The 14,250-nt window shown below is 59.7% G+C and carries 8 protein-coding genes; 2 read left to right on the forward strand and 6 right to left on the reverse strand.

Going from position 1 to position 14,250, the window contains the following annotated elements; genetic code table 11:
* Positions 1 to 9: 9 nt before the first annotated feature.
* The 3 genes from ACP7BE_RS11225 to ACP7BE_RS11235 form a co-directional block, all read right to left on the reverse strand.
* Complete coding sequence (locus tag ACP7BE_RS11225; protein WP_340068245.1) at positions 10 to 1,275, reverse strand: alpha-xenorhabdolysin family binary toxin subunit A; 1,266 nt, start codon at positions 1,273 to 1,275, stop codon at positions 10 to 12.
* 155 nt (positions 1,276 to 1,430) lie between these two features.
* The gene (locus ACP7BE_RS11230) at positions 1,431 to 2,192 is read right to left on the reverse strand and encodes a tetratricopeptide repeat protein (RefSeq protein ID WP_426105857.1); all 762 of its coding nucleotides are present in this window, start codon (positions 2,190 to 2,192) and stop codon (positions 1,431 to 1,433) included.
* Between the two features lie 3 nt (positions 2,193 to 2,195).
* Entirely contained in the window at positions 2,196 to 2,876 is a 681-nt protein-coding gene (locus ACP7BE_RS11235) for a Fe2+-dependent dioxygenase (RefSeq protein ID WP_095001596.1), read from the reverse strand.
* Between the two features lie 218 nt (positions 2,877 to 3,094).
* On the opposite strand from ACP7BE_RS11235, the gene ACP7BE_RS11240 reads away from it, so the two are divergent.
* Positions 3,095 to 5,395 (forward strand): TonB-dependent receptor, encoded by a 2,301-nt coding sequence (locus ACP7BE_RS11240; RefSeq protein ID WP_095001597.1) that lies wholly within the window; start codon positions 3,095 to 3,097, stop codon positions 5,393 to 5,395.
* Positions 5,396 to 5,513: 118 nt separating this feature from the next.
* A complete protein-coding gene (locus ACP7BE_RS11245) occupies positions 5,514 to 8,060 on the forward strand; it encodes a PepSY domain-containing protein (RefSeq protein WP_426105860.1) in 2,547 nt (848 codons plus the stop codon).
* 454 nt (positions 8,061 to 8,514) lie between these two features.
* Here the strand turns inward: ACP7BE_RS11245 and ACP7BE_RS11250 are convergent, their stop codons facing one another.
* The 3 genes from ACP7BE_RS11250 to ptsP are packed head-to-tail and all read right to left on the reverse strand — an operon-like array spanning position 8,515 to position 14,065.
* The gene (locus tag ACP7BE_RS11250) at positions 8,515 to 10,251 is read right to left on the reverse strand and encodes a PTS fructose-like transporter subunit IIB (protein ID WP_095018269.1); all 1,737 of its coding nucleotides are present in this window, start codon (positions 10,249 to 10,251) and stop codon (positions 8,515 to 8,517) included.
* Between the two features lie 11 nt (positions 10,252 to 10,262).
* Positions 10,263 to 11,204 carry a 1-phosphofructokinase gene (gene pfkB, locus ACP7BE_RS11255; protein ID WP_426105862.1) on the reverse strand — a complete coding sequence of 314 codons (942 nt, stop codon included), beginning with the start codon at positions 11,202 to 11,204 and terminating at the stop codon, positions 10,263 to 10,265.
* Positions 11,204 to 14,065 (reverse strand): phosphoenolpyruvate--protein phosphotransferase, encoded by a 2,862-nt coding sequence (ptsP, locus tag ACP7BE_RS11260; RefSeq protein ID WP_426105864.1) that lies wholly within the window; start codon positions 14,063 to 14,065, stop codon positions 11,204 to 11,206. The genes pfkB and ptsP overlap by 1 nt, the downstream gene beginning before the upstream one ends.
* Positions 14,066 to 14,250 lie beyond the last annotated feature (185 nt).

Here is a 14,250-nt window from a genome sequence, read left to right on the forward strand (position 1 = left end):
ACTTCCTTTTCAAATACGCTTTTCAATAATCTCATTAAATGCATTGGATATTTGCACGCTGTAATCCTTAACACGCTTCCACGGATTCAGCAGCTGTGCAAAATCAACTTTAAGTTTGTATAAGCGACCAAAAGAATCCACGTACCCCAATTCATGATCAACTTCATCCAGGTAGTTACTGATATAGCTCCATACTTGCGCCAGACGCTTGGCGCCCTCTTCCGCTCCCAGCATGCGACTGCGCAAGTCGGTAAAACGCTGCTGGGTGGCATCCAGCACCATCGCGAGTTGCTCTTGCTCCTGGCTGCCTTGCCTGGCAATGTCACGCTCGGCAATCAGTTTGTTTTTTCGTGTGCGTATTGCTTCGGCCTTTACCCCGAATATCCCGCCTGTGACAGCCAAGCCGATAGGCCCCAGAAAAATCCCTGAGTGCCCGTACAAAACCTGAGACCTGTAATCCCTTATCAATCGCTCGATTTCGCTGTCCAGCTCTTTGATGCGCGCAGTCAGTGTTTCACGGTCCCTGGAAAGGCCCGCTTTGGCATAGGCATCCAGTTTGGCATTGACTTCATGAGTCAATTCATCGGACAGGACGCGCTCAAACTCGGCCGCCAATGCCCCCACTGCGTAGGCTCTTTTTATATAGGACTCGGTGCTGCTTTTGATCGACTTTACATGTTCGCGCATGATGGTGACTGCCTTGAGCTCTGTAGAGCTAAGCCCATCAGCCAACTGCGCGGTTTCCGCGGCCGTCAGATCGTCCAGCCCACCAGAGAACAGCCGATCGGAATCCAGCCTGTTTATTAACTCAATGATGCCATTGGCATGGGTAATGAAACTGTCCGAGAACCGGTTCAGTTGGCGAGCAAGTTCCTTTGTTTCCCGCTCGAGCGCCGACCAGCTGCCGGCATGCTGCACGACGCGTTGATGAAAAGACTGAATACTGGCGGGTTCTAGCCCCGGAACACTTGTAGTGTCCAGACCAAACCAAGCCACAATCTTGTTGTAATCCACGGGTAACTTGCGTGACTCACTCACATAGGCTCGAACACTGTGAATATCACTGCGCCGGATAATAAAACCCAATTCTTCCTTTGAAACAGCGGAATCTTTTTCACCGGCCAGCATTTGAATATAATGCGATGGCAAATAGATAGCCGCTTCCAGAGCGCTCATTTTCTCAAGCGATCTGGCCTCCTCAGCACTGTTGCTGAACGCCTTATTATCAACCTGCATATTAATTCCCTTTAAAAAATGATCCTGTTCGAACAGCATCACTTCTCAAAGAGCATCCATCAATAACCGAACTACCCGAGTACCTGTAAGACCGGGACAAAATTAAAAATGAATAATTACCCGAATAAACAGTTATTGGTTAGGACACGCTTGAAAGCCGCGTACGAGCATTACCTTTGACGGTGTAATCACGGTCAGCCGTTGTTGCCCTGCAAGGCATCGATACGCACTTGCCAGGCAGCGCTCAGTGCCCGGATACGGGGTTCCCGAGCCTCTAGCAGGGTGCCCAGGGTCACCCGCAAGAAGTTCAGATTGCCGCCATTCAGGGCACGCTCGAACCAGCGCAACGCGTCATCAATATTGCCGTCTTCGGCCAGTACCGAGGCATGGCTGAACTGGCCACGAAAATCACCGCTGCGTGCCGAGCGCTCGTACCAGAGACAGGCCTCGGCTTTGTCGGCCGGGCAATGCTCGCCTTCTTCGAGGTAACGCCCCAGCAGGTTCATCGACTTGGCATGGCCCGCCTGTGCCGCCACCCGGTACAGCTGGTACGCCGCGTTCTGGTCTTGGGTTACGCCGCGACCGGTAGCGAGCAAGTTGGCGTAGTTGTAGAGCGCCCAATCCAGTCCAGCTTCAGCGGCTTGTCGATATTCCAGGCTTGCCAGGGTGCAGTCGACGGGCCCGCCCCAACCATGCTCCCAGCAGCGACCCAGCATGTTGCGGGCCATCAAGTGGCCGGCATTGGCCGCAATCTGAAACCAGCGCTTGGCCAGCACCGGGTCGCGCTCGATGCCCTGGCCGTCGAGCAGGATCTGCCCCAGCAACGCCTGACCATCGACGATGCCCTCTTTGGCCGCCATCAAAATGGCCTGGGCCGCTTTGGCCGGGTTCTCGCTCAACATGGCGCTCAGCTGGTCACCATTGAGTACTTCTTCGCGGCGTAATTGAAAGCTCATGAATTACACCTCGGCCCAGCGACGCAACAGGTTGTGATAAGTGCCGGTGAGCTGGATCAGCGAAGGATGATCAGGAACGTCACGGGTCAGTTGCTGGATCGCGCCGTCCATTTCAAACAGCAACGTGCGCTGACTGTCCTCGCGTACCAGGCTCTGAGTCCAGAAGAACGACGCAAAACGTGCCCCACGGGTAACGGCATTGACCTTGTGCAAACTGGTACCGGGGTACAAGACCATATCGCCAGCAGGCAGTTTGACCTGCTGCACACCATAGGTGTCCTGAATCACCAGTTCGCCGCCGTCGTACTCCTCGGGGTCACTGAAAAACAGGGTCGCCGACAGATCAGTACGCACCCGTTCAGGGCTGCCCTTGGGCTGGCGCACGGCATTGTCGATATGGAAGTCGAAACTGCCGCCCCCGGTGTAGCAGTTCACCAACGGCGGGAAGACCTTGTGTGGCAGGGCCGCCGACATATACAGCGGATTTTTCCACAGCCTGTCTACCATCGCCGCGCCGATCTCCTTGGCGAGGGGATGGTCTTCGGGCAGTTGCAGATTGTGCTTGGCCTTGGCCGATTGAAAGCCGGCTGTGATTTTACCGTCAGCCCATTGCGTCTGCTGCAGCGCCTCACGGATGCGCTGCACCTCTTCACGGGAGAACAAGCCGGGGATATGCAGCAACATGACGCAATACCTGATAGCAAAGGGATGGCAATGGTATTGATTCTTATTGTCTGTGTAAAACTTTGTTAAGAGTCCTGTAGACGAACGAGTGTGAAAAAACCGTAAAGGCAATTTGTAAAGAATGTAAATTCAGCGCAAATAGTAATGCCTCTCAATTGATAGTCAGAATTGTTTGCCATATATTTCGCGGCTCAAATTCTGGGGGAAGGGATCTTCAAATGTCGCGCCAACAAATAAAAATACCCGTCAGCTCACCGCGTTTACTGGCTTCGGCCATCGGTGTCGCGATTACCGCGACCTCGGCAGGCCATATGGTTCAGGCTGCCGAGAGCACTGACAGCAAGGCACAGGGCAGCAGTATTTCCCTTGGCGCGACCACGGTTACCGGTGAACAGACCGAGCAGTCTTATCAAACCGAAAAAGCCAGCTCCCAAAAATACACAGCGCCCCTGGTAGATACCCCGCGCTCTGTCACCGTGATCCCACAGCAAGTACTGCAGGACACCGCAGCCACTTCGCTGCAGGATGCATTGCGCACCGTACCGGGCATCACCTTCGGCGCAGGCGAAGGCGGCAACCCACAGGGCGACCGTCCATTTATCCGTGGTTTTGACGCACAATCCGATATGTACCTGGACGGCGTGCGCGATGCTGGCGGCCAGACCCGGGAAATCTTCGACATCGAATCGATCGAAGTCAGCAAAGGCCCGAACTCCACCTTTGGTGGTCGTGGCTCGGCTGGCGGCAGCCTGAACATGGTGAGCAAGACCGCCAAGGCGGGTGACTTCCTCAACGGCGGCTTCACCTACGGCTCCGACCAGACCCGCCGCTACACCCTGGATGTAAACCGCCAGTTCCTGGACACCGCAGCGTTCCGCCTGAACCTGATGAGCCACGAGCAGAATGTCGCTGGCCGTGAGTCGGTCAACTACGATCGCTGGGGCGTAGCGCCATCGCTGACCTTCGGCCTGGGCACTGAAAACCGCCTGAACGTCAGCTATTACCACCTGGAAAGCAACGACCTGCCGGACTCGGGCATTCCATACGGCTACAGCAACAGCTCCAAGACCGCTGTTCACGCCCACGACAAACCGGACGATGGCGGCGACAGCAAAAACTTCTACGGCTTGAAAGACCGTGACTTCCGCAAGACCCGCGTGGACATCAGCACCATCTCGTTCGAGCATGACTTCAACGATGCGATGACCCTGAAAAACACCTTCCGTCACGGCAACACCGGCCAGGACTACATTCTCACCCAGCCGGACGACAGCCAGCACAACGTCAACCAGTACGGTACCGTATGGCGTCGCGCCAACACCCGGGTTTCGACCACTGAAACCACTACCAACCAGACCGATCTGTTCGGCAACTTCCAGGTCATGGGCTTCAAGAACAACTACTCCACAGGTGTTGAATTCACTCGTGAAGAGACTCGGGCCAGCGGTTACACCGTGACCCCGAACAGCAACCCCAACTGTACACCGGATAAAGTCGGTAACAGCGGCGGCCAGTGCACCTCGCTGTCCAACCCGAACCCGAACGATGTGTGGACCGGTACTGAAGCGCGTAACTACTACGGCACCAACACCGTGGGTGTGACCAAAGCTGCCTACGTATTCGACACCATCGAGCTTGATCCGAAGTGGCTGTTGAACGCCGGCCTGCGTTACGACGCATTCAGCACCACCGCCAATACCAATGCGGCGAGCGGTCGTACCAAGGCCTCAAACGACAGCCATTTCTTCAACTGGCAGACCGGCCTGGTCTGGAAGCCACTGGATAACGGCAGCGTTTACCTGTCCTACGCGACCTCGGCTACACCGCCAGGCGGCGTGGTGGGTGAAGGCGTTGAAGGCAACGGCCTGGTTGCCCCAGGCAGCACCATCACCAGCGACCTGAAGCCGGAAGAAACCGTCAACTACGAACTGGGCACCAAGTGGGACGTGTTCCACGATCGCCTGTCGCTGACAGCAGCCATCTTCCGTACCGAGAAGAAAAACACTCGCGTCCTGACTGACTCGTTCACCTACGAAAACGCCGGTGAATCCCGCGTTGACGGTCTGGAACTGTCGGCCAGCGGTAAAATCACTGACAAATGGCAAGTGTTTGCAGGCTACAGCTACCTGAAAAGCGAGCTGGTTGATCCAGGCCAGAAAGCCAACCGTAACGGCACTATCAATACCGCAGCGGTTTCGGACAAAGGCAACGAAATGCCGAACACCCCGAAAAACAGCTTTAGCCTGTGGACAACCTATGAAGTGATGCCAAAGCTGACCATCGGCGGCGGCGCGTTCTATGTTGACGAAGTCTACGGCGACACGGCCAACACCGTTTACGTGCCGGCTTACACTCGCTACGACGCAATGGCCAGCTACAAGCTGACCAAAAACATCGACCTGCAACTGAACGTACAAAACCTGACCGACAAGACCTACTACGACAAAGCCTACGCTGCGCATTTCGCCAGCCAGGCCGCAGGCCGTACCGCCCTGTTGACCACCAGCTTCCACTTCTAACTCGAAGTTGAGCTGAACCAGGCCCCGTCCATTCAATGGTCGGGGCTTTTGTGTGTAAAAAGACGTACACGGCATACTGCGCCGTGATGAATTCAATTGAGCAAGCAAGGCGGTCGTTGTGTTTAAGAAAACACTGTTTCAGCTGCACTGGTTTTTCGGCATAACCGCCGGGCTGGTTCTGGCCCTGATGGGGATAACCGGTGCCACGGTGTCGTTTCAGGACGAGCTGCTGAACTTGCTCAACCCTTCAGTGCTCAAGGTCGAGAAACTCGACAGCGGCGTGCTGCCACCGGCCGAGCTGGTGCGCAGGGTCGAGGCCACCGAGGGCAAGCAAGTCGCCATGCTCTGGGTGGGCGTGGACAGCGGCACCGCTGCACGCATCTTCTTCACCCCGCCACCGGGCGAGCGTCGTGGCCAGTTGCGTTATGTTGACCCCTATACCGGTACCTATCAGGGCGAGGCCAACGGCCAGGGCTTTTTCGACCTGATGCTGCAATTGCACCGTTTCCTGGCCATGGGCCAGAGCGGTCGCCAGATCACCGGCGCCTGCACCCTGATGCTGGTGTTCTTCTGCCTCTCGGGCCTGTACCTGCGCTGGCCGCGCCAGGCGCTTAACTGGCGCACCTGGCTGACCCTGGACTGGGCGAAAAAAGGTCGCAGCTTCAACTGGGATCTGCACGCCGTGGCGGGCACCTGGTGCATGGTCTTTTATCTGCTGGCCGCACTGACCGGCTTGTCGTGGTCCTATGAGTGGTACAACCAGGGCCTGCAAAAACTCCTGTCCGATGCCCCGAGCGGCGAGCAGCGCCAGGGCGGCGGTCGCGGCCCCCGTGGTCAGGGCGGGCCAGCCGGGCCAGCTCCGGTCGCCGATTACGATGCCATTTGGGCCAGCATCCAGAAAACCGCCGGGCCTGAGTTGAGCATGTACAACGTGCGTATGCCGCCAGTGGCCGGCCAGCCTGCCACGGTGTTCTACCTGTTGAACACCTCACCCCATGAGCGCGCGTTCAACCAGATTGTGCTCGACCCGGCCACCGGTGCCGTCAAAAAAGTCGATCGTTATGACGACAAGTCCTACAAGGCACAATTGCTGACCAGCATTTACGCGCTGCACACAGGCAGTTACTGGGGCATTACCGGGCGCGTGCTGGTAACCGTAGCCAGCCTGACCATGCCGCTGTTCTTTATTACCGGCTGGTTGCTGTATCTGGACCGTCGACGTAAAAAGCGTCAGATCAAGCAGGCACGCCAGGGTTTTGCCGACACTGGCAGCGATGCATCGTCATGGCTGATCGGCTTTGCCAGCCAGAGCGGCTTTGCCGAGCAACTGGCCTGGCAGACCGCCGGGCAATTGCAAGCCGCCGGATTGCCGGTACGGGTGCAGCCCTTGGCCGCCCTGAGCGAAAACGATTTACAACAGGCCAGCAACGCGCTGTTTGTGGTGAGCACCTTTGGCGATGGCGAAGCGCCTGATAGCGCGCGGGGCTTTGAACGCAAGATCCTCGGCCAGCCTCTGGGACTGAACCGCCTCAAGTACTCGGTGCTGGCACTGGGCGATCGTCAATACCCGCACTTTTGCGGTTTTGCCACGCGGATCCAGCACTGGCTGAGCGAGCGCGGTGCCCAAGCGTTGTTCAGCCCGGTGCAGGTGGACAGCGGCGATGCCGAGGCCCTGCATCAATGGCAACAGCAGCTTAGCCAACTGACCGGAGGCACGCCGAATGCCAACTGGCAGGCGCCTGGTTACAACAACTGGCCCCTGACTGAACGCAAGCTGCTCAACCCCGGCAGCAGTGGCTCGGGGGTGTACCTGTTGGGGCTCAGCGCGCCTGACACCAACAGCCTGTGGCAGGCCGGTGATCTGGTGGAAGTGATGCCGCGGCAATCGAGCTGGGCGGTTGAGCACTTCCTGGAGGGGCTGGGGCTGTCGGCTGACACTCCGGTGCAACTCGATGGCCTGCAGGAAACTTTGGCTCAGGCCCTGGCTGGCCGACAACTGCCGGAAAATCGCGGCCATCTTGTGGGCATGCACGCCCAGGCACTGGTGGACGCACTGATCCCGTTGAACATGCGCGAATACTCCATTGCCTCGATCCCGCAGGACGGTCTGCTGGAGTTGATCGTACGTCAGGAGCGGCATGCTGATGGCAGCCTGGGCATCGGTTCGGGCTGGCTTACCGAACATGCCGCAGTCGGCTCGGCGATCAGCCTGCGCGTGCGCCGCAACAGCGGTTTTCATTTGCCGGCCGAACCGGTGCCAATGATTCTCCTCGGCAATGGTACCGGCCTGGCAGGGCTGCGCAGCTTGCTCAAGGCTCGGATTGCCCAGGGCCAGCAGCGCAACTGGCTGTTCTTTGGCGAGCGTAATGCCGAGCACGACTTCTATTGCCGCGATGAGCTGCAGGGCTGGTTGGCCAGTGGCGATCTGGCGCGGCTGGATCTGGCGTTTTCACGGGATCAGGCGCAGAAAGTGTATGTGCAGGACCGCTTGCGCGAATCTGCCGAGCAAGTACGTCAATGGCTGGCTGAAGGCGCGGCGATTTATATCTGTGGCAGTTTGCAGGGAATGGCGGCGGGTGTGGATCAAGCGCTGATCGACATGCTGGGGGCAGAAGCGGTAGAGAAGCTGATCGAGCAAGGGCGTTATCGGCGGGATGTGTACTAGTCGGACAAGCTGCTCAGCTCTTGTGGGAGCGGACTTGCTCGCGATGGCATCGCCACGGTTTGCCTGACAGACCCCAGTATCTGCATCGCAGGCAAGCCAGCTCCCACTGGATTTACGGTGACATTGTGGGAGCGGGCTTGCTCGCGATGGCATCGCCACGGTTTGCCTGACAGACCCCAGTGCCTGCATCGCAGGCGAACCAGCTCCCACTGGATTTGCGGTGACATTGTGGGAGCGGGCTTGCTCGCGATGGCATCGCCACGGTTTGCCTGACAGACCCCAGTGCCTGCATCGCAGGCGAACCAGCTCCTACTGGATTTGCGGTGACATTGTGGGAGCGGGCTTGCTCGCGATGGCATCGCCACGGTTTGCCTGACAGACCCCAGTGCCTGCATCGCAGGCGAACCAGCTCCCACTGGATTTGCGGTGACATTTTGTGGGAGCGGGGATTGATTTATGCTTTGGCCGTCTCCAGCGCCATCTCAACCGGCTCCGGACGCTTGATCACCGCGTACACCACCGCCGTCACCAAGCTGCCCGCCACGATCGCCAACAAGTACAGCAGCGCATGGTTGATCGCGTTTGGAATCAGCAATACAAACAAGCCACCGTGCGGTGCCATCAGCTTGCAACCGAAGTACATCGACAATGCCCCCGTCAACGCGCCCCCCACGATGCTCGCCGGAATCACCCGCAGCGGGTCCTTGGCAGCAAATGGAATGGCACCTTCGGAAATAAAGCACAGCCCCAGCACCAGCGCCGCCTTGCCCGCCTCACGCTCAGTCTGGGCGAACTTGCGGCGCGCCAGGAACGTGGCAATACCCAAGCCAATCGGCGGCACCATGCCCGCCGCCATCGTTGCCGCCATCGGTGCATAACTTTGCGAAGCCAGCAGCCCCACCGAAAACGCATAGGCCGCCTTGTTGATCGGCCCACCCAGGTCAACGCACATCATCCCGCCCAGCAATACACCCAGCAGGATGGCGTTGGTGGTGCCCATGCTGTCGAGGAAGTGGGTCAGGCCTTCAAGCATTCCGGCAACCGGCTTGCCCACCACGTAAATCATCACCAGACCGGTAAACAGGCTGGCGAACAACGGGATGATCAAAATCGGTTTCAGCGCCTCAAGGCTCTGCGGCAAGCGCGCATAACGGTTGATCGCCTTGGCACAGTAACCGGCGATGAAACCGGCAATAATCCCACCGATAAAGCCCGCACCCAGGGTGCTCGCCAGCAAGCCGCCGATCATCCCCGGCGCCAGGCCCGGACGGTCGGCAATCGAATAGGCAATGTATCCCGCCAGCAGCGGCACCATCAATTTGAATGCGGCATCGCCACCAATCTGCATCAGCGCCGCCGCCAGCGTGCCGGGCTCTTTATAAGCTTCAATGCCAAATACGAAAGACAGCGCGATCAGCAGCCCCCCTGCCACCACCATCGGCAGCATAAAGGACACGCCCGTCAGCAGGTGCTTGTAGACCCCGGCCTTCTCCTGCTTGGCAGGCGCCCCGCCCGCAGCGGCGGCACTCTCCTGCTTGCCTTCGCTCAACGCCTTGTTCAGGGTGGCTTCGGCTTGCTTGAGGGCGATGCCTGTGCCGCAACGGTAGATTTTCTTGCCGGCAAAACGCTCGGTCGGCACTTCGATATCCGCCGCCAGCAACACCACATCGGCGTCGCGAATGGCTTCGGCGCTCAACGGGTTGCGCGCGCCTACCGAACCCTGGGTCTCGACTTGCAAGTCGTAGCCCAAACGCTTGGCCGCTTGCTGCAAGGCTTCGGCTGCCATAAAGGTATGGGCCACGCCTGTCGGGCAGGCGGTGATGGCGACGATTTTTGGAGCTTTCTGCGCGTTTTCAACTGCAGCTGTTGGCGCAGGTGCAACGTAGACCTCGGCCTCCTCCACGCCACGCTGCAACACCGCCTCTACATCTTGCAGGGCCTGGGCCGGCGTGCTCTGGAACACACGCTTGCCGATAAAACGCTGCATATCCAGCGGCGTACTGCTGACCAGCAACACCCACTCGGCTTCATCGATGGTCGCCGCCGATAACTGACGTTCAGGGTGCTTGGGGTCGTGGACTTCAACGCTGGTGCTCCAGCCCTGACGCTGAGCCGCCGCATCAAGCAAACGGGCGCACAGCACGCTGGTCACCATGCCGTTGGGGCAGCCCGTCACAATGGCTAATTTCATGTGGATTCCTTTTATTCTTCTGTCAGGGGGCGAACGCGAACGCCGCTTTCGAGCGTCGCCAGGTGCGCTGCATCGCTGATACCAAAACCGATCTGAGTCACCGCCATTGCCGCAATGGCAGTGGCGGTGCGCAGGGTCTGCTCGGGGCTATGGCCGCTGAGCAAACCGTGGACCATGCCCGCCAGCAGCGAGTCGCCCGCACCCACCGTGCTGGCGACGCTGACCTTGGGCGGCAACGCTTGCAAGGCCGGCCCACGGCTGAACCAGTTCACGCCTTCTGCACCGTGGGAAATCACCACGTGCTCAACGCCCTGTGCCTGCAAAGCGGTTGCGGCTGCAACCTGGGTTGCAAGGTCGCTGATATCGCGGCCCAAAGCATCGCTGAGTTCTTCGGTGTTGGGCTTGATCAGCCACGGCCCCGCTGCCAGGCCCTGCTTCAAGGCCTCGCCGCTGGTGTCCAGGATCACTTTCAGGCCCTGAGCCTTCAAGCCCAGCAGCAGATCGTGCAGCCATTGCGGGCTGACGCCTCGGGGCAAACTGCCAGCCACCACGACCGCGTCATGCCCGGGAGCAATGCGCTCAAGGGTATCGAGCAAGGTTTGCTGCGCCTGTGCGTCAACCTGCGGCCCCGGCCCGTTGAGGTCGGTGACGCGGCCATCGTCTTCAGCCAGCTTGATATTGCTGCGGGTTTCGCCCGGCACACGGATAAAGGCATCGACAAAACCGCGACGCTTGAACAGGGCATCGAATGCTTGTGCATTGTCCTCACCCAAAAAGCCACTTACCGTCAGCGTGTGGCCCAGATCGGCCAGTACTTGCGCCACGTTCAGGCCCTTGCCGGCAGCATGGGTCAGCATCAGCGGGCTACGGTTAACCTCCCCCGGTACCAGTTGCCCAAGACGCACGGTCAAGTCCAGTGCCGGGTTGAGGGTGACAGTCAGAATACGGGCCATCAGAGCGCCTCCACCAACGCACGAACTTCATCCGGGCTGCCCACGCTCAACGCTTCGGCGGCCAGGGTTTTCAGACGATCCATGCTCAACTCGCGTACCCGCGCCTTGACCTCGGGGATGCTGCGCGCCGAAACGCTCAGCTCATCCACGCCCAGGCCCACCAGCACAGGCACGGCCAGCGGATCAGCCGCCAGTTCGCCGCACACGCCCACCCATTTGCCGTGGGCATGGGCCGCACGCACGGTGATATCGATCAGTTGCAATACCGCGGGGTGCAAGCCGTCAGCCTGGGCCGACAGGGTCGGGTGGCCACGGTCGATGGCCAGGGTGTATTGGGTCAGGTCGTTGGTGCCGACGCTGAAAAAGTCCACTTCCCTGGCCAGCACGGGCGCCAGCAAGGCAGCCGACGGCACTTCGATCATGATCCCCAATTGCAGGTCAGCCACTGGAATTTCCAGGCGCAAACGCTCGGTCATGTCACGGGCGGCACGCCACTCGGCCACGCTGCCCACCATCGGGAACATGATACGCAGCGGGCGGTTGTCGGCTGAACGTAGCAAGGCGCGCAACTGACTTTCCATGATCTGCGGCCGTTGCAGCGTAAGACGAATGCCACGTACACCCAAAAACGGGTTTTCTTCTTTCTCGATCGGCCAGTACGGCAGCGGTTTATCGCCGCCCACGTCCAGCGTGCGTACCACCAGCGGCCGGCCAGCCAGGCCGTCGAGTACACGACGGTATTCGGCTTCCTGAGTCGCCTCGTCCGGTACTTGCGAATGAGCCATGAAAATCAGTTCGGTGCGCAGCAGGCCAATGCCTTCGGCGCCCTGCTCCACTGCCGTGGCGACGCCCTTGCTCTCACCGATATTGGCAAACACTTCAACCGCATGACCATCCTGGGTCACGGCCAGTTCGTGGCGCTGGGCAGAGGCTGCCAGCAAACGCTGCTCACGGCTGTCGCGCTCCTGGGTGGCACGCTGCAAGGCGTCGGCATCCGGGGAGACGTGCAGGCGACCGCGCTGGCCATCAATCAACAATTCAGTGCCCGGCGCCAGCAGCAGCACCGCTTCGCCCGCGCCAACCAGGGCCGGAATACCGAGCGCGCGGGCGACAATGGCGCTGTGCGCGGTCGCACCGCCGCGGGCGGTTAAAATGCCTGCCACCCGCGCCGGATCAAGGCGAGCCACATCTGAAGGGCCGACCTCATCCATTACCAGCACATAAGGCTGGTCAGGCTCGGCCGGGGTTTCGACGCCACACAGCTGGGCCAGCACGCGACGGCCGATATCCCGCAGGTCCGCTGCCCGCTCGGCCAGCAGCGCATCCTGCAAGGACTCCTGCTGACGCGCAGCGGCCTCGATCACCGACATCCACGCCGCTTCGGCGCTTTCGCCCTGCTTGAGGCGCGAATCCACTTCATCGGTCAGTTCAGGGTCGTCGAGCATTTCCTGGTGGGTGATGAAAATCTCGCGAATGGCCTTGGACTGGCTGCGCGTAATCAGGCCTTCAATGTCCTTGCGCACTTCGCTCAGGGCTTTTTGCAGACGCTCGCGCTCGACCACGGAAGACTCGCCACGCAGCGGGTAATCGAACGTTTGCAGCACCTGTATATGGGCCGGGCCGATGGCAATGCCGGGCGATGCGGCAATCGCCTGCACCAGGCTACCAGCCTCCGGGGCGGTAAGCACCGTGGCAATTTCGGCGACACCGGGCACAGCTTCAGCCAATGCTGGCAACGGCTCGACTTCCTCACCCAAACCCGCCTCGACCGCAGCCAGTAGTGCAGGCAGCGCATCGTTGGCGATATTCGGCTCAGCGACAAATTCCAGCACCTGACCGCGACGGGCACCCAGGCTCAGCAGCTTGCTCAAGCTCTTGGCCGACACCGCCGAATCCTGGCCATCGACGATCCGGACGCGGATTTCGCCTTCAAAACTTTTCGCCAGTTGCGCCAGCACTTTGGCCGGCCGCGCGTGCAGGCCGTGGGCGTTGGCCAAGGGAATACGGGCACTTGGCCAGTCAGCCGGCAGTTCGCCACCCAGCACTTCCAGCACGGCGCGGCGGCTGGTGGCACTGCCCAGTTCGTGACCGCGGCCGGCGATCAGCAGCGCGCACAAACGTTCCAGCAAGGCCTGATGCGCTTCGCCAAGACTGGCCAGGCAAAACAGACCGCTCAGCGGCTGGCCCAGATAGCGCATCGGTTTGTCCGGTGTCACAAACGCCAGCCCCGGACGTTTGACGGTTTGCTCGCTATGCAGCCACCACAGGCCATCGCCCAGCGGCAGCGCATCGACTTGCTGCAGTACGGCAGCAAAGCCATTGCTCACGCAATCAGCCTGGCGCAGCAGACGGGCACCACGCCATACCAGTTCCTCAAAGTCATCGGCAGACACACCCAGGCCGATCATCTGTGCATCCAGCGCCAGTTCCTGTGGTGCGCCCTGCAGCAGTTTAAGCAAGGCTTCGGCGGAGCTGGCGCGACGCAGGGCCTCACCCAGATCGGTTTCGCCCAGGGCACGGGTCAGCAGTTGCAGCAAACGTAAATGTTCGTCGGACTTTGCGGCAATACCGATGGCCAGGTACACCATCTGGCCATCACCCCAGTCCACCCCCTCGGGGAACTGCAACAGGCGCACGCCCGTGGTGAACACCAGCTCACGTGTTTCGGGCGTGCCGTGGGGGATGGCAATGCCCTGACCCAGAAAGGTCGAACCCTGAGCCTCACGCGCTTGCAAGCCACTCAGATAGCCTTCGGCTACCAAGCCATCGGCGACCAGTTTATCGGCAAGCAATTGCAGCGCCGCAGACTTGTCCACAGCCGTCTGGCCCATGGATATCTGCTCTATGGTGAGCTCGAGCATGCGTTCTCCTTTCCGGTACTCAATGGCAACCGGTATTGTTTTGAATTAAGTCAGCTTAGGTCGCTCTTCCCGTGCTGCGTCAGTTGATGCGTGGCAAGCACATCACTGCCGGGTTCGAGGCCTTTAAATGCGCAGGCTGAAACGTTTAATCAAGAATACCCGGCACGTTACTGCATAATTGCCCG

Origin of the sequence: Pseudomonas sp. TWR1-1-3, from assembly GCF_049896805.1 — a bacterium.
In the GTDB taxonomy this organism is placed as follows: domain Bacteria; phylum Pseudomonadota; class Gammaproteobacteria; order Pseudomonadales; family Pseudomonadaceae; genus Aquipseudomonas; species Aquipseudomonas bubulae.

Bases quoted from the DNA above. Each gene is read 5' to 3' on its own strand.
- ACP7BE_RS11225 (WP_340068245.1), bottom strand. From the start codon at position 1,275: ATGCTGTTCGAACAGGATCATTTTTTAAAGGGAATTAATATGCAGGTT.
- ACP7BE_RS11230 (WP_426105857.1), bottom strand. From the start codon at position 2,192: ATGAGCTTTCAATTACGCCGCGAAGAAGTACTCAATGGTGACCAGCTG.
- ACP7BE_RS11235 (WP_095001596.1), bottom strand. From the start codon at position 2,876: ATGTTGCTGCATATCCCCGGCTTGTTCTCCCGTGAAGAGGTGCAGCGC.
- ACP7BE_RS11240 (WP_095001597.1), top strand. From the start codon at position 3,095: ATGTCGCGCCAACAAATAAAAATACCCGTCAGCTCACCGCGTTTACTG.
- ACP7BE_RS11250 (WP_095018269.1), bottom strand. From the start codon at position 10,251: ATGAAATTAGCCATTGTGACGGGCTGCCCCAACGGCATGGTGACCAGC.
- pfkB (WP_426105862.1), bottom strand. From the start codon at position 11,204: ATGGCCCGTATTCTGACTGTCACCCTCAACCCGGCACTGGACTTGACC.
- ptsP (WP_426105864.1), bottom strand. From the start codon at position 14,065: ATGCTCGAGCTCACCATAGAGCAGATATCCATGGGCCAGACGGCTGTG.